The 25,682-nt window shown below is 53.8% G+C and carries 20 protein-coding genes and 3 pseudogenes; 14 read left to right on the top strand and 9 right to left on the bottom strand.

Annotation, left to right across the window (positions count from 1 at the left end; all coding sequences use genetic code 11):
* Positions 1–109 precede the first annotated feature (109 nt).
* From pqqF to ACS5Q8_RS26620, 4 genes are all read right to left on the bottom strand, one after another.
* Complete coding sequence (pqqF, locus tag ACS5Q8_RS26635) at positions 110–2,500, bottom strand: pyrroloquinoline quinone biosynthesis protein PqqF (RefSeq protein WP_465159619.1); 2,391 nt, start codon at positions 2,498–2,500, stop codon at positions 110–112.
* Positions 2,501–2,548: 48 nt separating this feature from the next.
* Positions 2,549–3,343 (bottom strand): carbon-nitrogen hydrolase family protein, encoded by a 795-nt coding sequence (locus ACS5Q8_RS26630; RefSeq protein WP_465159618.1) that lies wholly within the window; start codon positions 3,341–3,343, stop codon positions 2,549–2,551.
* An 11-nt stretch (positions 3,344–3,354) separates the two neighbouring features.
* Positions 3,355–5,037 (bottom strand): flavin monoamine oxidase family protein, encoded by a 1,683-nt coding sequence (locus tag ACS5Q8_RS26625; protein ID WP_247395886.1) that lies wholly within the window; start codon positions 5,035–5,037, stop codon positions 3,355–3,357.
* 165 nt (positions 5,038–5,202) lie between these two features.
* Complete coding sequence (locus tag ACS5Q8_RS26620) at positions 5,203–5,649, bottom strand: Lrp/AsnC family transcriptional regulator (protein ID WP_426102322.1); 447 nt, start codon at positions 5,647–5,649, stop codon at positions 5,203–5,205.
* Positions 5,650–5,707: 58 nt separating this feature from the next.
* Here ACS5Q8_RS26620 and ACS5Q8_RS26615 point away from each other — a divergent pair.
* The 6 genes and pseudogenes from ACS5Q8_RS26615 to ACS5Q8_RS26590 form a co-directional block, all read left to right on the top strand.
* Positions 5,708–5,833, top strand: a pseudogene (locus ACS5Q8_RS26615) (VOC family protein); the annotation flags it as partial.
* A 153-nt stretch (positions 5,834–5,986) separates the two neighbouring features.
* Positions 5,987–6,358 carry an IS66-like element accessory protein TnpA gene (tnpA, locus tag ACS5Q8_RS26610; protein ID WP_465159617.1) on the top strand — a complete coding sequence of 124 codons (372 nt, stop codon included), beginning with the start codon at positions 5,987–5,989 and terminating at the stop codon, positions 6,356–6,358.
* Positions 6,355–6,699: an IS66 family insertion sequence element accessory protein TnpB gene (tnpB, locus tag ACS5Q8_RS26605; protein ID WP_465159616.1), complete on the top strand. Its 345-nt coding sequence runs from the start codon at positions 6,355–6,357 to the stop codon at positions 6,697–6,699. Before tnpA ends, tnpB begins: the two co-directional genes overlap by 4 nt.
* Positions 6,700–6,736: 37 nt before the next feature.
* A pseudogene (tnpC, locus tag ACS5Q8_RS26600) lies at positions 6,737–8,229 on the top strand (IS66 family transposase).
* A gap of 3 nt (positions 8,230–8,232) precedes the next feature.
* On the top strand, positions 8,233–8,805 hold the full coding sequence (locus ACS5Q8_RS26595; RefSeq protein WP_465159615.1) for a plasmid pRiA4b ORF-3 family protein: 573 nt from the start codon (positions 8,233–8,235) through the stop codon (positions 8,803–8,805).
* A gap of 659 nt (positions 8,806–9,464) precedes the next feature.
* Positions 9,465–10,655: a DNA cytosine methyltransferase gene (locus ACS5Q8_RS26590; protein WP_465159614.1), complete on the top strand. Its 1,191-nt coding sequence runs from the start codon at positions 9,465–9,467 to the stop codon at positions 10,653–10,655.
* Here the strand turns inward: ACS5Q8_RS26590 and ACS5Q8_RS26585 are convergent.
* Complete coding sequence (locus ACS5Q8_RS26585) at positions 10,648–11,316, bottom strand: hypothetical protein (protein ID WP_465159613.1); 669 nt, start codon at positions 11,314–11,316, stop codon at positions 10,648–10,650. The two genes, ACS5Q8_RS26590 and ACS5Q8_RS26585, sit on opposite strands and share 8 nt — an antisense overlap.
* A 1,451-nt stretch (positions 11,317–12,767) precedes the next feature.
* Between ACS5Q8_RS26585 and ACS5Q8_RS26580 the strand changes: the two genes are divergently transcribed.
* Complete coding sequence (locus tag ACS5Q8_RS26580; RefSeq protein WP_465159612.1) at positions 12,768–14,339, top strand: hypothetical protein; 1,572 nt, start codon at positions 12,768–12,770, stop codon at positions 14,337–14,339.
* A 61-nt stretch (positions 14,340–14,400) separates the two neighbouring features.
* Complete coding sequence (locus ACS5Q8_RS26575) at positions 14,401–15,267, top strand: DNA adenine methylase (protein WP_465159611.1); 867 nt, start codon at positions 14,401–14,403, stop codon at positions 15,265–15,267.
* A 439-nt stretch (positions 15,268–15,706) separates the two neighbouring features.
* Here ACS5Q8_RS26575 and ACS5Q8_RS26570 read toward each other — a convergent pair whose 3' ends face one another.
* Complete coding sequence (locus ACS5Q8_RS26570; protein WP_465159610.1) at positions 15,707–16,720, bottom strand: hypothetical protein; 1,014 nt, start codon at positions 16,718–16,720, stop codon at positions 15,707–15,709.
* A 518-nt stretch (positions 16,721–17,238) separates the two neighbouring features.
* Between ACS5Q8_RS26570 and ACS5Q8_RS26565 the strand changes: the two genes are divergently transcribed.
* A complete protein-coding gene (locus ACS5Q8_RS26565) occupies positions 17,239–17,658 on the top strand; it encodes a Shedu anti-phage system protein SduA domain-containing protein (protein WP_465159609.1) in 420 nt (139 codons plus the stop codon).
* A 406-nt stretch (positions 17,659–18,064) separates the two neighbouring features.
* On the opposite strand, the gene ACS5Q8_RS26560 is transcribed toward ACS5Q8_RS26565, so the two are convergent.
* On the bottom strand, positions 18,065–20,224 hold the full coding sequence (locus ACS5Q8_RS26560) for a YecA family protein (RefSeq protein ID WP_465159608.1): 2,160 nt from the start codon (positions 20,222–20,224) through the stop codon (positions 18,065–18,067).
* Positions 20,225–20,499: 275 nt separating this feature from the next.
* Here ACS5Q8_RS26560 and tnpC (ACS5Q8_RS26555) point away from each other — a divergent pair.
* Positions 20,500–21,239: pseudogene (gene tnpC, locus ACS5Q8_RS26555) on the top strand (IS66 family transposase); the annotation flags it as partial.
* 27 nt (positions 21,240–21,266) lie between these two features.
* Here tnpC (ACS5Q8_RS26555) and ACS5Q8_RS26550 read toward each other — a convergent pair.
* Positions 21,267–21,677, bottom strand: a complete 411-nt coding sequence (locus ACS5Q8_RS26550; RefSeq protein ID WP_465159607.1) for an NUDIX hydrolase — start codon at positions 21,675–21,677, stop codon at positions 21,267–21,269.
* 231 nt (positions 21,678–21,908) lie between these two features.
* Between ACS5Q8_RS26550 and ACS5Q8_RS26545 the strand changes: the two genes are divergently transcribed.
* Positions 21,909–22,085 carry a hypothetical protein gene (locus ACS5Q8_RS26545; RefSeq protein WP_465159606.1) on the top strand — a complete coding sequence of 59 codons (177 nt, stop codon included), beginning with the start codon at positions 21,909–21,911 and terminating at the stop codon, positions 22,083–22,085.
* 22 nt (positions 22,086–22,107) lie between these two features.
* A complete protein-coding gene (locus tag ACS5Q8_RS26540) occupies positions 22,108–22,311 on the top strand; it encodes a co-regulatory protein PtrA N-terminal domain-containing protein (RefSeq protein WP_443699150.1) in 204 nt (67 codons plus the stop codon).
* A 272-nt stretch (positions 22,312–22,583) separates the two neighbouring features.
* Here the strand turns inward: ACS5Q8_RS26540 and ACS5Q8_RS26535 are convergent, their stop codons facing one another.
* Entirely contained in the window at positions 22,584–23,288 is a 705-nt protein-coding gene (locus tag ACS5Q8_RS26535) for a response regulator transcription factor (RefSeq protein ID WP_465159605.1), read from the bottom strand.
* Between the two features lie 146 nt (positions 23,289–23,434).
* On the opposite strand from ACS5Q8_RS26535, the gene ACS5Q8_RS26530 reads away from it, so the two are divergent.
* Both ACS5Q8_RS26530 and ACS5Q8_RS26525 read left to right on the top strand, forming a co-directional pair.
* Positions 23,435–24,127 carry a response regulator transcription factor gene (locus ACS5Q8_RS26530; protein ID WP_465159604.1) on the top strand — a complete coding sequence of 231 codons (693 nt, stop codon included), beginning with the start codon at positions 23,435–23,437 and terminating at the stop codon, positions 24,125–24,127.
* On the top strand, positions 24,105–25,472 hold the full coding sequence (locus ACS5Q8_RS26525) for a sensor histidine kinase (protein WP_465159603.1): 1,368 nt from the start codon (positions 24,105–24,107) through the stop codon (positions 25,470–25,472). The genes ACS5Q8_RS26530 and ACS5Q8_RS26525 overlap by 23 nt, the downstream gene beginning before the upstream one ends.
* Positions 25,473–25,682 lie beyond the last annotated feature (210 nt).

Raw genomic sequence — 25,682 nt, 5'->3', positions numbered from 1 at the left:
AGTCCACCTCCAATCGGAGATGTTCAGATGTGCTCGTAGGAATATTACGCATTTTTTTCCAAGTTAGCGCTGTCTTGGTGGAAAAAGCCTATTGCAGGGGCGGCAATGATCAGCCCGCCGATTGCCAACCCTCGCCAATGCGCGGGCCGTTGGCGATACAGTGCCAGCCGCCTGCAGCGTCCCGTAACTGTTGGGCGGCGCGTTGCAAGTCCTCCCGGGTTAGGGCTTGGATTGCGTGTTGAAGCCGCGCGAGATAATCCGACGGATGGCCGGCCAGGCGCGCCTGCCACAACAATTCGGCGGCCTGGGCGATGGGCAGCGCTTGCGCCGTGAATTGTTGCGCCAGCGCCGGGTGGCCGAGGTTGTCGCTGGCGTCGATCAATGCCGGCAATTGTGCGAGGAAGGTCCGCAGGTGCTCCATGATCCCTTCAAGGGAAACACTGGGGGATTGCACGCCAAACAGCAGGCCAGTTTGCCCATTGATCTGTCGGATACCGCTGAACACCGCGTAGCCGATTTGCAGCTCTACCCGCACACGTTGGTAGAACGGCCCTTGGAGCAGGTGCGCCAGCAGGCGCCACGCGGCTTCATCTGCCAGGGACTGCGTCGGCGTTGGGCAGAACAGCAGCAACGCTGCGTCGTGAGCATCGGTATTGATCTCATGCCATAGATGCTGGCCGCTGAGGCTGGCGAATTCGCATTCGAGCGTGTCCGGTTGCCCAGGCAAGCGGGCGGCGGCGGACTTGAGCGCCGCTTCGCAGTGGGCGGGCAGCCCAATGCCCATGCCTTCCCAGCGTGCGCGTGTCCACGACATCGAGGGCGCTTGGGTGTTCGGCTGCACGCCAGCACAGCACGCGGGCAACGCCTTGAGCAACTGCCGAATGGCAATCAGCGGTGTGGCGGCAGGGCCCGGCCGCAGATCATCTTCGGGCGGGTTCAGGCTGAGTGCGAGTTCATCGAGTATCGCCGGCATGGGCTGGTGAAGACCGACCATTTTCACAAGCCAGTCATTGCCGATCGAATCGAAGGATAAGTCGACACCGGCCTGGCGGGCATTTTCGCGCAACGGCTGCAGGGCGTTTTCCAGCGCCGTTGGGAGCGGGCAATCAAGCCGCCAACGCAGGTAGAGCGCGCCTTCATCATGGTCATCGGCCAACGCCGGGCTGAACGACAACGCCGACAGCTCTCGCCGCCCCCGGGAACGGTCCTGGGCAAAAGTGCGCAGGCCCCGGTGCGCGCTGGTCTGGCCGCGAATCAGGCCGGCGCGCTCGTCCTTTACGGGTGGGCGCAGGAACAGATTGTTGGGCGGCAGTTGCCACGCGTGTCGGCAGGCTTGCAGCGGCAGGGCATCAAGCAGAGCCTTGAGGGCGGCAACGTGGTGCTCCGACAAGGATGCTTCCAGCTCTTCGCTGTCATGCCTGGCCAACGCGAGGGCGCCTTGGATCTGCTGTTGACGCGCGTTGAGCAGGGCGAATTCCTCGCGCAGAGAAGTCCAGTCGCTGTGTGCGAAAAAGCTCAGCCAGTCGTACAACAGTGCTTCGATCTGCGTCGCCACGTCGCTTTGCGCGCCGAGGGTAAAGTCGAGATCCAGTAACGCTTGCCCGGCGAAGTGGTAAAGCACGGACGCCTGCAGGGCGCTGGCCAGTTGGCGCGCTTGCAGTTCCGCGCGCAGCCCGCCCGGCGCCGAGGCGTTGAGCCAGAGACAGAGGAAATCCAGGGCTTCCTTGGGGGTGTTGACGCTGATGACATGATGCAGATGGCCGTTGGCGCTGTGTTGAAAACGCGGTGTATGAGCGGGCAGCAGGGCCGGAGGGGCCGCCTGCGGGTGCCGCGGGCCGGCGTTCAGTTGCTCACCGAAGCGCCGCGCCAAGCGTTCCAGTTCTGCCAGCGGTTGCGGGCCGGCCAGGCTCAACGTCATTTGCCCCGACGGGTAGAAGTGTTGGTGGAAATCCCGCAACGCTTGCTGAAACGCCTGACGTTCCACCGGCAAGCTGTCGCGATTGCCCGCATGGAAGCCCCGAAGCGGATGATCGGCTGCCAGACCTTCCAGCAGCGCGACCTGTTGTTGCGCGCTGGCATCCTGGGACCAGGCGACAAATTCCGCGTGCAGCACTTCGCGCTCGCGCAGTTGATCGTCCAGCGCCAGGCGCGGATGGGTCAGCATATCGGCCAAGCGTTCGAGACCGTCGGCGAAGGTCGGCTGCGGCAGCTCAAAGAAGAAATCCGTGGTGCGCTCACGCGTACTGGCATTGACCTGGCCACCGTGGCGCTGCACGTAGGCCATCAGCCCTTCTTCGGTCGGAAAACGCTCAGTGCCAAGAAACAATAAGTGTTCCAGAAAGTGCGCCAGGCCGGGCCACGCCAAAGGCACGTCATGGCTGCCGGCCGCCACCCGTAAAACAGCGGCGCAGCGCTTTAAACGCGGGGCATGGCGCAGGGAAACCCGCAGGCCGTTGACCAGGGTCAGGTGAAGGTGATGAGGCTGGGCCGGCGCAGGCATGGGCACTTCCGATACGAGGGAAGTGCCTATGCTAGCAAACCCTCCAGATCAGGGCTTGTGCAGCGTGCCGTACAGTTCGGGGCGACGGTCTTGCAGATAGTCATTGGCGGCGCGGGCATCGAGAATCGATTGGTGTTCCAGCGTGCCGACGATCAAGGCTTCATCCAGGCCGGCCTGGGCGATTCGCTGACCATCCGGTGCGGCGATGCTGCTTTGCCCGCAATACTGAATCTCGCCTTCGTGCCCGCAGTAGTTGGCGTAGGCCACGTAGCACTGGTTCTCAAAGGCCCGCGCCCGCACGGTGACGTCGGCGACAAAGTCGAACGGCACCATATTCGCGGTGGGCACCAGGATCAGATTGGCGCCGGCCAGGGCCAGGCGTCGGGTGTTTTCCGGGAACTCCAGGTCGTAACAGATCAGCACGCCCAGTTTCCAGCCGTTGAGTTCCACCAGCGGAAAATCATCACCCCCGGCACTGAACATCGAATGATCGAGGTCGCCAAACAGGTGCGTCTTGCGGTAGTTGCACAGGCGCTGGCCATGAGCGTCGATCAACTGCACGGCGTTATAGATCTGCCCGTCCGCGGCGCGTTCCGGGTAGCCATACAGGATCGCCAGCCCGGCACTTTGCGCCAGTTCGGCAATCGTCTGCGCCGACTCGCCATCCTGCGCTTCGGCCAATGCGCCGACGGCTTCGGTGCCGATGTTGTAGCCGGTGAGGAACATCTCCGGCAGCACCAGCACGTCGGCGCCGGACGCCTCGTGCACGAGGCGGTGCAGGCGCTTGAGGTTGCCGGCCACATCCAGCGGCAGCGGTGGGCATTGGTACAGGGCGACACGCATGGCTTGGCTCCTTAATCGGCCAGGGCAATTGGCCCGATTTCATCGAACACATCACCCGGCCCTGGGTTCTCTGCGTGAGTGTGGCCGCCGAAGTGGGTCATGATGCCCCAGACGGCGTTCAACGAGGTTTGCACCGCGCCTTCGACCCAGGCAGGTGTCCAGGATACGTCATCGCCGGCGATAAAAATCCCACGTTGCTCGGCGGGCATGTCCTTCTGCATGAAGTGCGCGTACATCCGCTGGTTGTAGCGATAGTGACCGGGCAACGCACCTTTGAAAGCCCCGAGGAAATGCGGGTCGGCTTCCCAGGACACGGTGATCGGGTCGCCGATGATGCGCGCCTTGATGTCGACTTTCGGGTAGATCTTGTTCAGCGCGTCGAGGGCCAGCTTCACGCGTTTATCGATGGGCTGCGGGAGCATTTTCAGCGCATCGCTCATCCACGAGTACGACAGGCAGATCACGCCCGGCTTGTCGTCGCCGTTGTCGAACAGGTAAGTGCCACGGGTCAGGCGATCGGTGAGGGTCATGCTCATCAGGTCGCGGCCGGTTTCCGGGTCTTTGTCTTTCCAGAACGGGCGGTCGACCATCACGAAGGTCTTCGACGATTGCATGTAGCGGGTGCGGTCCAGGGCCATCCACATTTTTTGCGAGAACAGGGTTTCGTCGCATTCGATCTGGGTGGTCAGCAGCCAGCTTTGGCAGGTAGTCAGCACGGCGGCGTATTCGCGGGTATCGCCGTAGTTGTCGGTCACGGCGAAACGGCCGCCGGCCGCGTGGGCAATGCGTTTGACCCCGGCCCGTGGCGCGCCGCTGTGCAACGAACTCAGGCTGGTGCCCGCTGGCCAGTGGGCGCAGCGCTCCGGCACATGGCGCCAGATACCCATGGGCACCTGTGCCACGCCGCCGACCACCAGGTGTTGATGGTCATCGCAGTTGGTCATCACCACACGGAAGATTTCCAGCATGGAGTTGGGGAAGTCCGAGTCCCAGCCGCCGGTGCCGAAGCCGACTTGACCGAACACTTCACGGTGATGGAACGACAACTTGGCGAAGGCCTTGGAGGTGGCGACGAAGTCGTAGAAGGTGCGGTCGTCCCACAGCGGCACGAGTTTATTCCACAGCGCTTTGAGGCGCGGTACGTCGCGGTCGCGGATGGCTTGCTGGATATCGCCGAACTGCGAGCCGGCTTCCAGGGCGTCGGCCCAGGCGTCAGCCACTTCCTGGAACAGCGCAGGCAAGTCGGACAGTTTTTGTGCGTAGTGGGTCTGGCCTTCCAGGTCGATGACCGTGCTGCCGGAAGCCGGCGTCAGCGGGTTGGGGAAGGGTTTGGTGTCCAGGCCAAGTTTGTCGACATAGTGGTAGAACGCGGTGGACGACACCGGGAAACGCATACCGCCCAGTTCGGCGATGATGCCTTCGGCCCCTTCAAATGCCTGGGAGCGCAAGCGCCCGCCCATCTTCGAGGCCTCGTACACCACGGGCTTGAGGCCCAGCTTCATCAACTCATAGGCGGCCACCAGGCCGGCAATCCCGGCGCCGACGATCGCCACTTCGGCGCCATGGTTGGCCGCCGGAATACTGCCCAGGCCGGCGGGGTGCTCGATCCAGTCATCAAACGCGAACGGGAAATCCGGGCCGAAGATGGTGATCGGTTTCTTACCGTCGGCGGGGTGGCGATTGGTCTTGCTGATGCTGCTGGACGGAATGCTCATGGCTGACCTTACTAGCGGCTCGCGGGACGTGCCCGCTGAGTATAGGAAAAGATGGCAGCCAGTTTAGGGAGCGTAGCGTTCGTTAATAAGACGCAAAGTGTCGTCGAATTGAATTGTTTTCAGTCAAAGTGACGAGATTGCTGGTCAGATTGGTTGTCTGCGATCGAGTTTGTTACTGAGGATGATCGACGTGGTGGTTTTTTCCACGCCTTCGACGCTGCCGATTTGATCCAGCAATTGATCGAGCTGTTCCGGCGAATCGGTGCGCAGCCATGCTACGTAATCGAACTCGCCGCTCACCGCGCACAGTTGCTGAACCTGGGCCATCGCACTGAGCTTGCGCAGCACGTCCTTGCCCGAACGCGCCTGCACGGTGATGCCGACATACGCCTGCAAACCGCTATCCACCACACGCTGGCCGAGACGCACGCCATAACCGGTAATCACCTGGGTTTTCTCCAGGCGTGCCAGGCGCGACGTCACCGTGGTGCGCGCAATACCCAACTGCCTGGCGAGCATGGCCACGCTCTCGCGGGCGTTGATCTGCAACGCGGCGATCAGTTGGCGGTCGATTTCATCGAGGACAGGCAAGGGCAGCTCCGGTGCGGACGGATAGGGGGCATATGTTACAGGCTTGCGTGGTCTTTTCATCGCCGGACACATTCGGTTCAAGGGCGACGTGGGAGAGCAGGCGACGCTGTTCTTGTTTGACCCCTGCGGCAACGCGTTGGAGTTCAAGGCGTTCAGGGATATTGGGCGGTTGTTTGCGAAGTGAGTCTGTGGATGGATGTGCTGGCTAAAGCGGCAGTGGCAGAGGCACAAAAGCCGCGCAATGCCCGGCTTTGGGTAACCGTCCGGCCAGCACCCTCTCCTGACAGCCCTCCAAATTAGCCAAGATAGTGGACACCATTTTTTAGTGGACACTATCTTGGATACAGTTGCCCCCGCTCGTCGAACCGGTCGCCGCCCCAACTTTTCGCTGGCGTTCAAACGCCAAGTCGTCGAGACCACCCTCCAGCCTGGCACCTCCGTGTCGTTGATCGCTCGTGAGTATGACGTCAATGCCAACTTGGTTCGCTGGCGGCATCAATATCATGAAGGGATGTTCGGCCCGATTAACCAGAGTGCAACGCTTTTGCCTGTTCAGGTGATTGAGGCGTCGACGGATACATCGCAAACCCTCCAGTCACAGCCCGTATCTTATTCCGAGATCCTGATTGAGCTTGGCAAAGCCAAGCTGCGCATTACTGGCACGCCTGACCCGCGTGCCCTGGAAGTCATCTTGCAGTTACTGCGATGATTGCTCCGCCTGCTGGAACCCGTATCTGGATCGCCGCCGGCGTCACGGATATGCGCCGTGGCTTCGATGGATTGGCAGCCTTGGTGCAAACTCAACTTGAAGCCGACCCGTTCTCCAGTCAGATCTTTGCCTTTCGTGGACGGCGCGGTGACCGGATCAAGCTGTTGTGGTGGGATGGCGACGGCTTGTGTCTGTTCTGCAAACGGCTGGAACAAGGGCGCTTTATCTGGCCGCAAGCAACCAGCGGCAGCGTGTCGCTGACAACTGCGCAGTTGTCGATGCTGCTGGAAGGCATTGATTGGCGCAGGCCCATTCGTACAGCGCCCGTCCTTGCAGTCTGACTTGCCACGCGGAAAAACTCCCAAGTAACATTCGGTCATGACGCTCGCGACCGACTCCCTGCCTAACGATTTTCAAGTCTTGAAAGCTCTGGTCTCTGCCCAGCGGGCAGAGATTGAGCGCTTGAAAATGATGATCGCCAAGCTGCGTCGTATGCAGTTCGGTCGCAGTTCCGAGCAATTGGACGCGATGATCGACCAACTCCAGTTGAGTCTTGAAGAGTTGCAAGTCAGCCAGACTGAACTGACGCCGCCAACCGAACCGCCCCCTCGCGTCGTCTCTCGGCGCAAGCCGTTGCCTGAACACCTGTCTCGCGAAATCCACGTTCATCAGCCTGAATCACAATGCTCTGGCTGCGGTGGGAAGCTGCGCCAGTTGGGTGAGGATGTGTCTGAGGTGCTGGAGTACGTCCCGGCGCGTTTTAAAGTGATCCGGCATGTGCGCCCGAAGATGGTTTGCAGTTGCTGCGAGCACATTGCCCAAGTGCCTGCACCGAGCCGCCCGATACTCCGAGGCCTTGCAGGACCTGGGCTGCTGGCTCACGTGCTTGTCTCTAAATTTGTCGATCATCTGCCTCTGTATCGCCAGTCTGAGATCTACGCCCGTGAGGGCGTGGATCTGGAGCGCTCAACTCTGGCCGACTGGGTTGGCCAGAGTAGTCAGTTGCTCAGGCCACTGGTCAACGCACTTGAGCGCCATGTCATGAGCGGTCATAAAGTCCATGCCGACGACACGCCAATTGGCGTGCTTGCGCCGGGCAACGGCAAAACCAAAACGGCTCGCCTCTGGACATACGTGCGGGACGACCGATCTGCTGGTTACACGACACCCGCGGCTGTATGGTTTGCCTACTCGCCGGATCGCAAGGGAGAACATCCCCGCGCTCATCTCAAGAGTTTCAGCGGGATCTTGCAGGCTGACGGCTATGCGGGGTTTGCTCAGTTGTATGCGACGGGCACTATTCAGGAAGCGGCCTGCTGGGCTCATGGCCGCCGCAAGTTTTACGATGTCTACAAAGACCAGGCTTCACCACTCGCTGGCGAGGCGCTGCAAAGAATTGCTGCCCTGTATGCCATCGAGAGCGAAATTCGAGGGCAACCGCCCGACCAACGCAAAGCCGGGCCAGTCCGCTGCTAGAACAACTACACGCATGGCTTAATCAGACGCTCACTCAACTGTCGAAAAAATCGACATTGGGCGGTGCAATCCTCTATGCCCTAAACCGGTGGCAGGCTTTAACGCGTTACTGCGATGACGGCCGAATCGAAATCGACAACAACGCCGCCGAACGGGCGCTGCGCGCCGTCGCGCTCGGCCGCAAAAACTATCTGTTTGCCGGTTCCGATGCCGGCGGAGAACGAGCTGCGGCGATTTACAGCCTAGTGGGTTCGGCCAAGCTAAACGGATTGAACCCACAGGCGTATCTGACCTATGTGCTGGAGCACATTGCCGAGCACCCAATCAATCGGGTAAGCGAGTTGCTGCCCTGGAATATTTCTTTGAACCACTCTGAACACTGCGAGGCCGCCTGATCCATGGTTAAAATTGTCCGTTTACCCAAACCCGCCTCCGACCTGTTGCTGCTGCACATTGAACTGAAGTGGATCACTCCGAAGATTTGGCGCCGGTTCGCGGTGCCTGAAAACATCACCTTGGGCAAACTGCACCATGTCATCCAGGCCGTGATGGGCTGGAGTGATAGCCATCTGCATGAGTTTGAAATTGCCGGCGAGCGTTATGGTATGCCCGATCCCGATGGCTGGGGGCCGACGGTTAACCCGGAAGCTCGTAAAACGCTGATCAAGGCGCTGAGTGGTAAGCGGACATTTAATTATCTCTATGACTTTGGTGACAGCTGGCATCACAGTATCAAGGTCGAAAAAACGTTACCCGCTATTGCCTGTCCTCAGGTGCCGTATTGCATCGATGGCGCCAATGCTTGCCCACCGGAAGACGTGGGTGGCGGGCCTGGCTATGAGGACTTTTTGGCGGCGATGGCCAACCCCAATCATCCAGAGCATGACGACATGGTTGAATGGCATGGCGATGTTTTTGATCCAGCGGCATTTGAGTGCGAGCGCGTGAATCAGTGGTTTAAACGGATTTAGGTTTGAGTTATAAGGCGGTTTAGCTCGGACGCTTACGGCTTTGGAGTTGGTGGGCCCACACGGACTTGAACCGTGGACTCAAATTATGAGTTGTCCAGAAACGCGGCAAGCCTAGTGAAATAGTGCGTAGCTAAGCGTAGGAGTGGCGAGCTGAAAGTAGCGTGGCTATTGGTGTTGAGCGTAACTTTGAGTAATGGGTAGAAACTAGGCACTGTACCGCTGGTGTACTGAATTCAGCGGGCGGAGGGGCAAGTAATGATCTGATAAAATCTTATTGATGACGAGCGTTGGAGACATACGCATGCGAGCGCTGATTTGGTGGGTCATCATTAGGTTGACTAAAGAGCTGACTTTCGATCCACGTTATTAATGGCATTGAGTGGTACAGTCAAAAAATTAGGCTATTGATGAATACCTGTTTCAGTGGCTGACCTACCAGGTGCAGATAGCTTGGGCCGTTCGGAGTGATCTATGCGCGTTTGGCTGAGGCAAAATCGCTGGCTACCGATGCCCGTTCGTCACCCCATCCTCATGCGAGCCCCTGTTCGTGTGGCCTAAAAGGGGGACGTGTTTCACTTCGTAAAAAAGCAGCTGACTTTCAGATATGAGGCTGTTAGTATGGCCTCCATGAATTAGATGCTCCGAATGGGGATTGCATAGTGGCAAATATTGTATCAGTGTACAAAAACTCATCAAAAAGGGAGTATGTACTAACCGATAAAGAGCGAGATAACTATCGCCAAACGTCTCAGGATTCTCGTTTGGCTAAGTCTTCAGCTCAACTAGGATTGCTTGAGTCTCTTCATGAAATTAATACGCCTAGACTAAATCCTTGCGCCTTGATGCCGCAAATAGAAGGGAATAAGCTTCGTTGCCTTAGTCTGTTTTCTGGTGGTGGTGGCCTGGATTTGGGGTTTGATCGGGCAGGATATGAACATGTTGCGTCGTATGAGTTGATTCCTATTTGTAAAGAAACTCTGTCCTCTAATCGCCCCCAGTGGAACGTATTTGGCGGACCTGATTCTGGTGATGTCACTAAAGTAGATTGGACTCTGTACAAAGGGCAGGTGGATGTAATTCATGGGGGGCCTCCATGCCAACCATTTTCCATCGCGGGTGAGCAAAAAGGTGCTGATGATGAGAGGAATATGTGGGGAGAGTTTATTCGTGCGGTTAATACGATAAAGCCTCAAGCTTTCGTTGCAGAAAATGTTCTTGGTATTTTGAATCCTAAATTTGAGCAGTTTGTTAAAGTTAATATATTAGACAAGCTAAAGGACTACAGTGTCGTCAAGTTTGAAATGAACTCTTCTGATTATGGAGTTCCACAGATTCGTCGACGAGTTTTTTTTGTTGGGTTTCGAGGCTCTAAGGATTTTAATAAATTTGAAATTCCTAAGCCTACGCATCGCTGGTCCCCATATGATGGATTACCCAAGCAGGGTACGATTTCACTGTTCGATAGTATTTTGGGGAGAACGATGGGAGTAAGAGAGGCTCTTGGACTAGCAGATACAAAATTTGATAATTTAGCGCCCACCATTAGAAGTGCTTTTACAGGGAAAAGAAATACGACTTCAGTTTTAAATAGTGCAGCTGGGCAAAAGACATGGGGTGATATGGGCGTTTGGCCTAACGGAGTCCAGTCCAACAGGCAATCTGCTTCAAATTTCCCTGCAAAGCATAACCATTTTAGAATGTCTGTCCAAGATGTTGCACTACTTCAAGGCTTCCCGGAAAACTGGAAGTTTTCCGGTGCGGTATATCAGGTTTTGGGTCAAATAGGTAACTCTGTTTCCCCACCCGTAGCTTATCAAGTTGCAAAAAATGTCGCCAAAGCGCTTATGTAGTAGCTTCTTTTTCGATGAGGTAAGAGGAGACTAGTGCGCGAAGTTCGTCAGCATGGTTTTCCTCGATCCTAACCCACCCATCAAAATACGAGAGGGGGATATGTGGATTGTTTAGCGTGCTGCCTCGAGCCATTAAATAAGTCGCACGGTCCTTCATGATCTCCAACATTCTTACTTTGCTGTATCCATCTTTAATGTCCATTAGCTGTTGATATTGGGTACTTGTGTACTGTTTTTTTTGAAGCGATTTTGCATCGTCTAGGGTGTATGTTTGCTTGTCCCCAAGTACGTCGATCATGTCCTGCATATCTAGCTTGGAGGATGCTAGTGCGGCAAGTTTTATGTCCGGTCCAATATAGGTTTCTTTGCCTTTTATCCAGGGCGACATTGCGCAAGGAGAGCCATATAAGTAATAGTTGTTGCCGTTGTGGAAGAAGCCGATTAGCCAGTGCTTATCTTCCCACTTTTTTACGTGTTCTAGACTAAAGTCTCTTACAGTTGTTACTGATCCTTTTGATGTTGTTTTTAATTCAAATGGAATTGACTCGCCATTGATGTCTAGGAATGCATCGATTCCTGATCTGCTTTCAAGTTCGTCTTTGCGTAGTGCAAATAGTTTGCACATCGCTAGTTCGCGAACATCATCTTGAAACCCTTTCATTTTTTAAAATTCCTAAATGCGTATGCTTGGTTTGGCTTGTTTGTTTTATAGAATTTGTAGAATTTCAAGTTTCTATATGGTTTCTTAAAATTCATATTTTTAAGCTGTAGGTGGTTAACCACTTGCCAACTCTTTTATCCTTGTCACAGAAATGACAGATAATGACAAGAGAGTCGTAAAAAAGGAAGTGGCATGCTGGCTGATTGCCGCAATCTCGTGGGTAAAAGTCCCGCCGTGAGCTGATCATTGCGAACGAAGTGGAGCGCAACTGCATGAGGGGGACCGAGTGTGGGGAGATCGCGTGAGTCGAAGCCGTGAGCCGATGAACAAGAATCGGATGCAAGGCGATGTCGGCTAGGGTGAGCGGGCAATAAACCGCGAAGCTCTTGTGGTCAAAGGGAGGCAGCATAAATCCGGCGGTTGTGCGGTGAAGGATTGCGTTCTTACCTGGTGAGATCTCGCCTCGTACCTGAAAGGGCGACGGGATAACCAGAGCGAGAAGTCGGCAGAGGCTGTAGTAGTCTTTTTTTGACGAGGGGGGCGAACGAAAGAAAGCGGTGTAGGCCATATTGATGCGAACAACCGGAAGTCAGATGCCTGCTAAGCTCGGGGCGGATGGAGATAGCGAGCGGTGAAACCGTGAGAAGTCCCATCAGCGACGAGGTCAAGAACCGTACAACATAGGGTAAGGGCTGCTGGAGCGGGCCTTTGCCGTCGAGATGTGAGCGTTATCCCTCGTTCAAATTAGCGGACGAAAAAATAGAGGCTGACTGAATTTTTACCTTTGGACTGGTCTAGCTATTTTTGTGGCTGGCATGAAAAAGCCGCGCAATGCGCGGCTTTGGAGTTGGTGGGCCCACACGGACTTGAACCGTTATGTGGTATGTAAAGTATGCGTTCGTGTACTGTCCGTCCGGTAATTTCAACGGTTAACTGCCAGTGATTTCTAGTGATTATTTACGTTTAACGATCATGTAGCCACAGCTCTTTAAATACAACCCTGGTGTTGTATTTGGATGGCTCGTCGCAATGCGCCCACCTCTCGTGTGCTAGGGAACATCTAAATCACCGCGAAGCGTTCACCTGAGACGAGCTCATTGCGGAAAATCCCTGAAGCCTCACCGGATCTCGTAGTCGCCGGTCTGCTCGACGGTAATTTCGGGCGCAATTCGGCGATGAGCGACATGCGCCCTCGCTTCATTGACGGCTGCAGGGTTTTCCAAATCGCACCGTAATTTCACTGAAATTGTCATTATTTGGGCGCACCTTTCTGCTCCTTTCCTTTTAATCTCAATGCTAAATGTTACCAGCCTAGAGGGGGAAATCGGTGTACACCGCTACTACGTCGCCGACCAGCTACAACGCGCAGCTAGACCAAGAAACGGCGACCCTCCTATGTCCGCGCTTTGTATTATCATTGCGCCAGCACCGAATCGCCGAATGGATAATTTATGAAAATTGACGCAATGATGCGGGATATACGCGTTATCTCCCTGGATCAAATTAAGCTCGACCAGGAGAACGTGCGATTCGGCAACGATGTCGCCCAGAATCAGCGTGAAGCGATCAAGCTGATGCTCTCCAATCCGGAGGAGGCCAAGAAAATTCTTCGCCTAGCCGAACATATTGTTGAGAACGGTCTCGACCCTACAGAGCTGCAGCTTGTAACACCGGACGAAGACGGCAACTTTATAGTCCTTGAAGGGAATCGCCGGCTCACAGCCCTCAAGCTCCTTCAGCGTCCCGACCTTTGTCCTGCAGATCGCGGCTATAAAGGCTTTCTGAAAGCCCATCATAATTTGACGGATGGGGTGCCTGAAAGCCTGCAATGCAGCGTAGTGCCTACCCGCGCTGACGGGGATGTATGGATTGAGCTAAAGCATACGGGTGAGAATCGGGGGGCAGGACGGGTTGGCTGGGACAGTGACATTCGAGACGAGCGCCGGGCACGCCAGACTGGCATTGAATCTATTGGCCGCCAGATCAGAAACCTGATCGTCGACAACCAGCACATCTTCACGAACAAGGCGGCTCTGGACGTCTTCGAGATCGACGTAACGACCCTTACGCGGATCTTCTCGTCTACGCTCGGGCAGAACACCTTCCGTTTAAAAGTCGAAAATAAAATACTGACACCACAGCTGCCACTCGATCAGATTGCGCCCGCGCTGGAGTTCATGCTCGATATGTTTGTATCCCATGGATACAACGTGAACGACGTGCGTAAGTATGAGAACCAAGTAGTTACCCTTGGGCATATTCCGCCTGAAATACTGCCCGACAGTTTGGCTGAAGCCGCAAAGGTAAAGGTCAGACCGGCTCAGCCGGACACGACGAATGGTGGGGGTACAGTGGGCGGTCACAGCGCTGGTGGCAACGGTGGCTCTGGCGATGAAAAAGGTACTAACGCGCAGCCAGCTGGTGGCAACGGCACTCGACCAGGTGTAGCCAGTGGCCCTCAATCAGGCGGAACTCAGCCGGCCAAGCGGGACGGCACCGAAAATATAAAACCTGAGCCTCAAACTCCACCGGGGATTCGTGCAAAGCCGCAAGCACGCGCTAGAAAATACTTGACGCCTTGGTCGCTAAAGATCTCGAACTCGCGCATCAATGCCATATATAACGAACTTCGGGCGGTCTTGCGGGTAGATGAGTGCCCTAACGCAGTCGCAATAACTTTCCGAGTATTTATTGAAACCACTTGCGATGATTACGCAAGAGTTCAAAAAGAGTCTGGCAAGCCCGTTTTGCGATGGGATACCAATCAGGAACTTCGTGGCGGCGGCAGCGGCGACAAGTTAGTTATGAAAGTTCAGTCTGTGGTCAAGTATCTGGAGTCAGAAAAGAAGATGGCAGCTGCAGCGGCGAAAGCCATTTTCAAGCGTGCTGCCTCCTATGACCAGCCTGGATCGGTAGATCATTTCAACCTGTTCGTGCATGGCACTCATAGCGCCCCGCTACCATCCGAGTTGAAGGACATTGCGGAGGAATACCAGCCTATGCTTGAAGCCATCTGGCGCTAAGCATTGGAAAATGCCCTGGCATGTGTTCTCATGGACAGCTTGACAAGCTGGGATAAGATTCATGGGCGCTTCTAGGGTATTTTCTACACCGCTACGCTACCCTGGTGGCAAGGGAAAATTTGCTCACTTCATAAAGCAAGTGTTTGAAGTGAATGGCTTGCATGATGGACATTATGCAGAACCCTATGCAGGCGGAGCTGGTGTTGCTCTGGAGCTCATGTTCCACGAATACGCTTCAGTTATACATATCAATGACCTAGATCCGGCTATCTACGCGTTCTGGCATTCTGTAGTACATCATACAGATGATATCAGCAAGGCTATCATCGACACGCCTGTCACCATGGAAAACTGGCACAGATTTAAGGCCATACTTGATAATCCAGAAGATTGTTCAGTGGTGGATCTTGCCATGGCTACCTTCTTCCTCAATCGCACTAATCGCTCGGGCATCTTGAAGGCCGGCGTTATTGGTGGGAAAGAGCAAGCAGGAAAGTGGAAGTTAGATGTTCGCTTCAATAAGCCTGAACTTATCAAGCGCATAGAGCTAATCGGCAAGTACAAGAATCGAATCAAAATTTATAATGAAGATGCTCTTGGCTTCATTAATAATATAATCCCAACTCTTCCAAAGAAATCCCTCACCTATCTTGATCCTCCCTACTACATCAAGGGATCTGGTCTCTACCGAAACTTCTACGTACACGACGATCACGTACAGATCGCTAACGCGCTTGGCAACATCGACAAGCCTTGGATCGTCTCGTACGACAACGTGAGCGAGATAAAAGAGATTTACACTAACTACCGCCAAGACGAATATTTCTTGAGCTATACCGCTCAGCTTAAGAAAAAAGGTTCGGAGGTAATGATCTATGGGCCCACTATTTTAGCGCCTGAGAGCGGCTTGAACAGAAAGGCATCGTAGATCAACCGCACGAATCTGCGAATCAGGATAGCTACCAAGATTTCATACCTTCTTGGGTCAGACTCACACCCCCCCCCCGGCCAGCAATGCTCTCACCACCAGCTCTACTGTCCTGCCCAGCATGGCCGAGCAAGGTCACTGATCGGGCTGACCTCACCGCAAGAGTTGAGAAAATCCTGGGCTGGTGAACAGAGCTGACGCGTTACGCGGGGCCCGCCGTATGCCTTCATAACTGCAGCTCGATGGCGATGACGCCGTTTCAGTTTTGGACTTGCCCCTGTGGGTACGTCTGTCGTAAACCAAACCCTGGCTTCGCCAGTTTTTGGCCCTGCGGGCTTTCATCCTCAAGCCTGTGGCCCCTGGCCGGCGCGCTCCGCTTGCATAACGCTCGAAACGCCACGATGGACGATTGGGCAAGGTTCATAGAATTCACGGGGGTTCATGATGAAGCAATACCCAGAAGACGATATACCTCATAGCGCTCTTCTTCCTCCGCAAGTCCTTTTATATGCCCGGCCCCAGTGTGCAGTACAGGGAGTAAGCGAGCGAAGTCAGTGGTCATCTGATAATTGGTTGTAGTTTGGCTTTCGATCTCTTTGCGTGTCACATTCGTTACCGTGAAGCATTCCAGCAATAACCGTAGGTTTCTATCATCTGTGAAGAATTTGGTTCTTGCGTACCCTTTTCCATGAGTAATCCAAATATTAAGGATCATGTTTGAAAAATTGGCTATGCGCTGTACTAACTGAATGTCTGCCAGTGCATTGCCTGCATCGAATTCATCCGGATTTTTCTTGAGTTTCATAACCCCGAATGCGGGCAAGAAACTATAGACGCAAGCAACTGAAACAATTACGACTGGATGATTTTTCAAGATCCCAAGACTTTGCGCTCTAGAACATATATCAGCAACGAGCTCAAGGCGCTTTTCTGCAAGCGGCTTATCATGCAGCTCCATTGAGTTAACGTATATGAGAAGCTCAAGATAGGCTGGGGCCAACTCTTCAGGGTGCTCACCTTTGAGCTCAAGAATCATAGCTGGCGTTATAAGATTTGTTTCATACACTCTAGCTTTAGTGAAAAACTTCTGTATAGCGGCTATGTCGCCAGAAACTTCAGCTATAAGATCTTCATCAGTTCTAGGTTTTTTCAAATTACTGATTATCTCAAGAAAAGCTGCGAGATACGAGATCCCGTCTTTAGGCTTATCGAGCTTAAAAAGTTCAGCAATCGACTCTCGAACCGGAACGGAGGGGGCGGGCGGCTTTTTTAGATGAGTTTTGATGTGGCTAATGGCGCAGACGTCTAGAAAGTGTAAAGTTGGTGCATCGTCTGCCGGACACAGCGACCGCATCAGAGCGGCGGCAGAGGAGTGTTCTCCAGCAGGGATCTCAAATCCAACTTTTATATTGACGTGATGAAACACAATTTCCTTGTCGACCTGCTCGCTCACCTACTTTCCTCCTTAGCTTTAATTTACCGTTGACTCTACAGACTTTAGCCTGCAAACCACGGTGCGTTAGCACGTTCGGAAACTAGATTCCTTCCCTGGCTAAACTCAGCTACGAAGCATACCACCAATCTTGAGTTGACCTAATTTCGCAATTTCACCCGAAGCCATCAACACGGGCGGCAAGGCTCATGCCTACCAGCCCTGACGAGATAGGCCGCTGAGCGGGCACTTGCCTCACCACGCGTTGCCTGATACCAGGATTATCGACGGCATGTTCAGTTAAAGCATGAGCGACTGGGAGCTTTCGTCGTTTTATACCGCTCAACAGCCAAGCTTCCCATCAACCCCTTCTTAAGAACACTATCGGCTCGGTATCACCCAACGACTAACAGCAAATTGTCAAACTTGCGCAGCAGAGTGTCCCTGCACTGGCGAAATCTGCGCCGAACACCCTGTATCAGCTCAAATCTGAGATTGAGCTCATCACGCTCAGTGAACTCATTGAGGTGTACCGGAGAATGCTGGAGAGCAACGTTACTGAGAACAAGTGGCAAAGCTTACTGAGTGAACACTCTTTTGTACTCGACATGGCGTTTGGTTATCCAGTCAAGATGATTGCAGAACAGCCCTATGTCGGAGGTGAGGACATCAGAGGTCAAGGGGGCCAGTATTCCGACTTCCTGATGGCTGCGAAGGCAGTCGGAAACCTTGCTCTGATCGAGATCAAACACCCTCAGCACGACCTACTCGGAAAGGCCTACCGCAAGACCTACATACCCTCTTACGAGCTCAGCGGATCCGTGGCCAAGGTCATCAGTCAGCGAAGCGCTCTACAGAAGAACATTCTGGGTCTGAGCCAAGATCTCGATGATCGTGTCCACTGCACATGCAGTGGCGGCCATTGTCATCATTGGCCGTACGTTATCGAAAATTGGTGAGCAGCGAGCCCTCGAGCAGTATCGGAATAGCCTTAAGGATGTCCTGGTTATTACCTTCGACGAAATGCTAGGTCGGCTCGAGGGCATTCATAGAGCCTTGATGCCAAAGCCGCCAGTCGCACACCTCCCCATCACTAATGAAGACTTACCCTACTGAAATGCCCGCCACCGAATAGGTACGGCTGAGGATGGGCAGGCGCTCTCGCGAAAGCTTTGGCGACCCACCTGCCTAGACGTTCGAGGACGACTCATATTGCTTCTGCTTTGGGCTTGCCCCCTTCGGGGTATGGCTGTCGTAAACCAAACTCTGGCTGCGCCAGGTTTTGGCCCTACGGGCTTTCATCCTCAAGCCTTTGGCCCAGAGGGCCGGCGCGCTCCGCTTGCCTTAGGCAGCCAACGAGCGTTGTTACAGGCAGCACCTCTTGTATTTTGAGCCGCTTCCGCAAGGACACGGGTCGTTGCGTCCATATTTCTTCGGAGCAAGTGCTCTCTCCACAGTTTTCATCGCCATACTCAGTGACGAGGACGTCTTCATTTCTCTGGTCAAATCATCCATCTTTGACGATTGCTCCCACGGGAACTCAAGCGTGATCCCAAACTGAATGTCACCCCGGAGCCCTACCGAAACTCCAAACCAGTTCGCCGTCCGTTGAGTGTATTTCCGCTTCGCACAATGCAGCTCCAGGCTTCTGATGGCTGCCTCACAAGGCGTTGGGTTGCAATGGAAACAGATTCCTGTTCCGGCCTCCGTCATCCCAAGTACGAAGTCATGTCGTCTGCCATCCATATTTGCCATCCTGATCAACCCTTCGATGGCTTGGTGAACTGAATTACACGACTCCTCTCCCATGTACATCAGAGTGAAACCCAACTTTAGTACCGCTGGGTCAGGACGACGCTCGATCTGCTCCAGCAGTCGTTCGTAGTACGTCCCCTTCATTTTGGTCAAAATTCCTGGAGGGACTCGCTGACCGGGGAGCCCTTCTCGCCGCACTGTCATGGCGCTATCGAGATCCGCTGCGATTGAATCGTCCAGCATCACCATGTCGTATTTGTCATCGAGCCACAGATTGCATCGCAGATGGTAGGCAAGAGCAGTGAGCTCATGACTCATCATCAGCTTATGCGCGGACTCCACACGCATGCGGATATAGCTCAGGAAACGCAGCGGCGTGTCTAGCATTTCAGCGAGCACATCCAGCAGGAAAACGTCCATCACAAGGGGGGAACGAACAACTTCATCAGTAGAGAATTTGAGGTACTGACTGGCTTGAAACGCCAATGCGGGGTAATGGTCGGATACCACGCAGAATGGATAGATCTCCTTGATCTTCTCAGGAAGTACGACAGCTTGGCCACGATCATCTTCTAGGCGGCATTTGCCAGAGAGGATAGCCGTCGCACACTCAGCACCTTGATCGTAGGCTTTCTGAATCGCAGCCGCGAAATCAGCCTTGATCTGCCCATCGTTACCTTTGCGGGCAGCGAGAGTTAGCTTTTTGGCTTTCGCCTGAACGATGATGATCCGGTCGCCGAAGATGACCAGCACGTCCGCCTCCGCGACAATCCGCTTGCCCTCGTAAAGATTGACGTTGGTATGGACATTCGCCTTTCCGAAAACCGCTGCCAGGCGGCGCTGGGAGAACTGCTCGGTGAATGCGCCTCGATTGTCAGACGCCTGCTGCCTGTAACCTTTATCCTGATGCATCCAGAAGAAAGGTGACTCGTACAGCGCTTCGTAGATCGCGTAGTGAGAAAACAGCAACACCGAACCCCGCCCTGTCGGCAGAAGTGGGGTTGCAGCAACCTGATTAAAGTCTCCGACTTCATTGAATTGGCCATTGTCGCCACTGTACGTAAGCGCTTTTAAAACTGCTTCAACGACAGCTGTCTCCTGACCAGAACGCTGAGCTACCTCTTGCGTAGTAAATTCAAAAAACTCTAGCACCGAGGCTGCTGGTAGCTCTCCTATCTTGGTATCGCCACTCAGTCGTGTCCCATTAGTCGCTCTCGCGTCCATCAACGAGCACATTGCACTCGCCACTAGCTGTGCCTGTGCACTGCTAAACCCCATAACCCGCACCAACCAGTCATCATCTGGGGCATGCTTCTCAACAAAAAAATCTCGATACTGGAAGCTGTAGGCTGACTCGGTGCCGTAGAAGAAAGGCTCTTTCATCATCGCACCCTGCCAAAAAGCGCCCATACCCCCACCTTCCTCGGCATGTGGCACAAGCCCGCTCATCACTGGGCCGTTCATGGCGTCGTGGAGCTCACCCATCAACTCGTCTGTACGTGAGGCGTAGCTCTTAAGCGTATTTTCATCAACCTCGGTGAAATCTAGAGGCTGACGCATCATCAGCCCCATGAGCGTAGTTGTCTCATTCCGGTTGAGCCTTCTACGGTCGAATAGATGGTCAAGGTCAGAGGCCTTGTGCTCACCCTGAAACGACACAAGGTTGTCGCGATAACAGATCCCGGCCAGTGCATGAACGTAACCAGGCTGGCCCGTCATGGCTGCCAGATCCTTAAAAACCTCAGCTTCACTTCGGCGCGTGGAATGCATTCTGGATACCCTTGATTCACGATCTATGAAGGCATAGGACATAAGAGGTCTGCCGGCAAGTATTCCTGTTCTGCTTAACTCCGAAGGGACAGCGTTGTGCAGGATCTTCCTGGCGCACGCCCGACTATAGCCGCTCAGGCCTCTCTCACCCGCCATATTGGGTTTTCAGAATTTGCGAAAACCATGCAACCCCCTCCCGATGACACAGCTAAACGCTGGTGAAAATAGCGCCTGCAATTGGTCGTGACAGCACGATCAAGAGATCACACTGCGAGCGAGGCCGCGATGACGAAGCAAAAAAATGGCAAACAACCCTGGTCGGGGAAAAAACTGCCGTTATACCGACTGTTGCCCTCGAAAAAGGAGGTGGGCATGCACGTAACTTCCTTGGCACGTGGAACGGCAAGCTGGTCTGCGATGACTTCGCAGGCTACAAGGCCGGCTTCGAGCTGGGCATCACCGAAATCGGCTGCATGGCCCACGCCCGCCGTAAGTTCTTCGATCTGCATGTGGCGAACAAAAGCCAACTGGCCGAACAGGCACTGCACTCAATCGGCGGCTTGTACGAGATCGAGAGGCAGCCAAAGAAATGAGCGGTGAAGACCGCAGGCGATTACGTCAGGAAATAGCGGTGCCCATCGCAGGAAAGTTGCATGAGTGGATGCTGGCTCAACGCGAGCTTGTGCCAGAAGGTTCGGCTACGGCCAAGGCTTTGGACTACAGCGTGATACGCTGGATAGCGCTGACGCGCTACCTGGATGATGGTGCCGTGCCCATCGACAATAACCCGGTCGAAAACACGATCAGACCATGGGCACTTGGGCGTTCCAATTGGTTGTTCGCCGGGTCTCTTCGCAGCGGTAAACGAGCGGCAGCGATCATGAGTTTGATCCAGTCGGCACGCATGAACGGGCATGATCCGTACGTGTATCTCAAGGATGTACTGACGCGATTGCCGACGCAGAAGGCCAGAGAGATCGGACAGTTGCTACCGCATCAGTGGATGCCGTCCTGACTACCTCAAGAAGAGCTGAAAGTGCACTTAGGCCTCAGCGTGCGTCTTCCGAAGAAAGCTCAAGGCATCCTTGAAAACCTGATGCCATTTTTCAGAGGGCTCGCTCATGAGAGGATGCCAAAAGAATCTGAATTCATGGCCTCCATCATCTTCTGCAAAATGCACCCAGGTGTCTGGGAGGTCTTCGGCAACATGACATTCATGAAATGCCCATGTTTGCCCAGTTACGATGGAGCGCCACTCCCCCACATTTCGCTTAACTGTCGACTGAATCCCTGCTTCTTCTTTCAGCTCTCGAACCGCAGTCAGGGCGGTTGATTCACCTGGTTCGACACTGCCTTTGACCAGCTGCAAGCCTGCTAATGGATGCTCGAACGCTAAGATTTCCAGCGTTTCTCGGCTTCTCAGAACTACAGGACAAGATTTATCTGCTTCCATGCCGTCACACCTATTTCGATCATCCTTACACGTGAGTCGAGAAGCATAAGCGAAGCAAGCTGCTATCGAAACCGGAGGGGGCGAAAGATTCGCAAGGTGTGTTTACCTTACGCTTACGGATCTCCAAAGTCATGAAGCACTACGAATCGGTGCGTAACTGTTGCTGATTGTCACCAGGCGTAGGGTGCTACTCCTTTCCCTACACCTGTAGTCAAGATGGGTAGGAAAAGGATGATCGCCACCATGGCGGATCGCTTATGCGCCTGCAATAAACCATACGGTATTGATACGCTGATCGGATACTTGAGCGGTAATAGCATCCTGTCAAAAAATTCATTTTGCGGGGATGAGCGTGAAATGCCCCTAGCTTCAGTATTAGCCCAAGCCAGCAAACATTGTGATGGCTAAACCTAAACACTGGAGATTTGCCATGAAAACCCTGAAAGCTCTTTTGATCGTAACCTTGATGAGTGCCTCTGTAGCTGCGATGGCAGAAGGCGGCGGCGATACGGTAACTGCAAAGATGGAGGCCGCAAGAGAGTCTGCGATGGCAACGTACCAACAGTCTGAACACGCAACCGCCGTTGCCAGCAATCAGAAAGCGGCGTCCAACGATGTCGCACGTTCGAATTGATAGGACGTTTTACCCATCAAATTCATTAGCAGCCGACTACTTAATCATGCGCTTTAAGTGCCATGAAGTGCAGTCGGGAAAACTGCCGCAAGGAAGCATCACCAAAGTCGCTTACTCGCCGTGTGGCAGTAGGACTCGTCCTTTAAAAAACAGTCAAAACAACCTCCTCGGGTTGCGGGGTACACCGACAACCCGAGTAATAGGTCGGCAGCAAAAAAGCTGCTCTAATGAAACGCCAGCATTTCACCATCCTGCTGCTTCGGCTGTGTTCATTACCGAACGGGAGTTTCAGACAAGTTCGTCACTACGTTGAGGCAATAGCCTGCGCCAGGAATGGTAGCAATTAGCGCAATTCCAAATCCATCATCTAACTTTCGACGCAAACGGTAAATATGTTTATCGATAACGTTGTCGTTTGGATCGAATTCATAGTCCCATGCACTCTCAAGTAGCATCATGCGAGTAACAACCTCACCACAATGTCTCATGAGTTTTTCTAGAATCAAGGTTTCGCGGTGAGCAAGGGATATCGTTCGCCCCATCCATGTTACCTGCCGAGCTGCACAGTCAAGGCACAGTTCACCAACACATAAGGTACTCGCCTTACCAAGTGGCTGATCTCTAGGGCGCAATAACCCTTCCAGTCGGGCCAATACTTCAACAAAGGCATAGGGCTTCGCCAAGTAGTCGTCGCAACCCGCCTCAAGCCCCTCAACTCGCTGCTGGGTCGAGGCTAGGGCGCTGAGCATCAATACTGGCGTCTGCATCCCCTCCCTGCGTAACTCTCGAACCAACGACAAACCGTCCATACCAGGCAGGCATCGATCAACGATCAAAGCGTCATAGATACCCTCAAGCGCCATCGCGAGCCCGTCACGACCTTCTGCACTGGCATCGACGACATGTCCGCTCTCTCCGAGTCCTCGCACTAGGTATGAAGCGGTACGGGCATCATCCTCAATGACTAAAATACGCACTCAAACCTCGCAAAGACTTAAATAAACTTTTTTTCATTTTGTCGGAAGCTCAGTGTATAGACTGACTCGGCACACTATGCCATCAAAGGGGTCGTTTGATTTACATCGGCCTATTAATTTCAAACCAGGAGCTCAGCGCGACGCCTATGACCCACGTACTGGTTATCGAGGATGATCCCGTCACCTCGCGGGAGATCGAGGCAGCCCTTCAAGACCACGGCTTTGACGTGACCCTGGTAAACAATGGTCGTGACGGTTTGTTAGCGGCCATTAGCGATACCTTCGACATCATTGTTCTTGATCGCATGCTACCTGGAGCGCTTGACGGCCTAGGTATGCTTACCGCATTGCGCGCCTCCGGCATCACCACACCAGTTCTGATTCTCAGTGCGCTAAGCGCTTTAGATGAGCGGGTTCGAGGCCTTCGTGCAGGAGGCGATGACTATTTGACCAAGCCGTTCGAGTTCATTGAGCTGACTGCTCGACTAGATGCTCTGAATCGCCGAAGGGCACCTCCTTCCGCAGCAAATCGAGACAGTCGATTACGCATTGGGAATCTGGAAATTGACCTACTACGACGCTCAGTGCGCAGAGGCGAAAGACAGATTGACTTATTACCTCGTGAATACGCGTTACTAGAGTATCTCGCTCAACATGCCGGGCAAGTCGTCACGCGAACCATGCTCTTCGAAGCTGTCTGGAATTATAGTTATGACGACCGCACCAATGTGATAGATGTTCATATTGGTCGTCTGCGTCATAAGATTGATGGCGAGGGCGATTCTCCAATGCTCCAAACCATTCGGGGGGCTGGTTATGTCCTACGTTCGCCTGAGTGAGATTCCACGTACCATCAGCTTTCGAACAGCCCTTATGTTCCTGGCATTATTTGGCTGCTCGTTTTTTGCCTTATTTGGTTATATTTATTGGCAGACTACCGGATATCTGATCTCAGAGGTGGATACTGCACTGCATCGAGAGGTAGACCGCCAAAACGCCCAGGCGCCTGCGCTACGACGTACAGAAATACTTAAACATACGGAACAAGACCCCGAAGGGCGGCTCCCATATACGCTATTCGACTCTGCAGGTACAACGATTGCGGGGGCGCTATCAACCCCGCCTACGTTCAGTGCATACGATAAGCCTGAGGAATTTTTCTGGGATAAAGCTAACGGGCATGATCGGCCTATCCGCTACCTTGTTCATAAACTGGATGATGGAAGCACTCTTCTGATCGGCCAGGACATTCACGATATTCGTGAGTTTGACGAACTTTTAGTCAATGCTCTGGTTTCAGGTGGCTCACTACTTATAGTAGTTGGGCTACTAGGAGCGATTGCATTAGGCGTATCTGCTCGCCGCCGTTTAGACGTACTTAGCCGCTCCATAAAAATAATTGTGGAGGGTGATCTCAGTGGGCGTTTACCTACACGGGGAAATAACGACGATATTGATCGTATTGCCGGCGTGGTAAACGGCATGCTGGATGCACTTGAACGGCTGATGAGTGAAGTCAAAGGTGTATGCGATGATATTGCTCATGACTTGCGAACACCGCTGACTCGCTTGATCGCTGGATTAGAACGTGCACAGCGGCGTAGCTTGACGCAAAAAGAGTACGCCAGCGCCATCGACACAGCCATTGAGGATGCTAAGGGCCTGATGCAAACCTTCCGGGCACTGCTGCGGATTTCAGAAATAGAAGGTAGTGCTAGACGCAGCAATTTTAGCCTTGTTGGTTTCAATAAAATCTGCGCAGATGCAGTTGAGCTCTTTGAACCTCTCGCTGATGAGCGTGGTATGAGTCTAAAGTTCAAGCCATGCGAGGGAGTCGATACAGTAATGGGTGACTCGCAGTTACTGTTTGATGCGGTTTGCAACCTCATCGATAACGCCATCAAGTTTTCACCGGATGGAAGTGAAGTTGAAGTAACAGTCTCGGCAGATGCTAACAACTGCGGAATCAGTATCCGTGACCATGGGCCCGGAATACCGGAGGAGGAACGGGAAGCGGTTTTCCGTAGACTCTATCGCTCAGAGTCCAGCCGTCATACGCCAGGAAATGGCCTGGGCTTAAGTATGGTTTCAGCTGTGGCACGTTTACATGACATGTCCCTACAGGTGCACGATGCCCGGCCTGGATGCCGGGTTGACTTGATAGGTAAAGCACAACACGCTTGAGACCTCGGATCCATATCTAAAGAGTTCGTAAATCGGCGGCCAATCTGTTCGATTGCTTGCCTGCCTCTGGGCTCAACTGATGTCCCTGTATTTGGATCCCCCGCTATGCACGTTAGCGGTCTCTGACCTACCTTCGTTTCAGAATTACGTCCTGCATTTTCCGCCTACCTATTAGGAGCGACGATCATTGGGGGGGAACAACCACATCTC

The sequence above is a fragment of the Pseudomonas sp. PAMC25584 genome (assembly GCF_058135675.1).
Note: the sequence above shows the minus strand (reverse complement) of the source record. Positions and strands in the feature narration are given on the sequence as shown.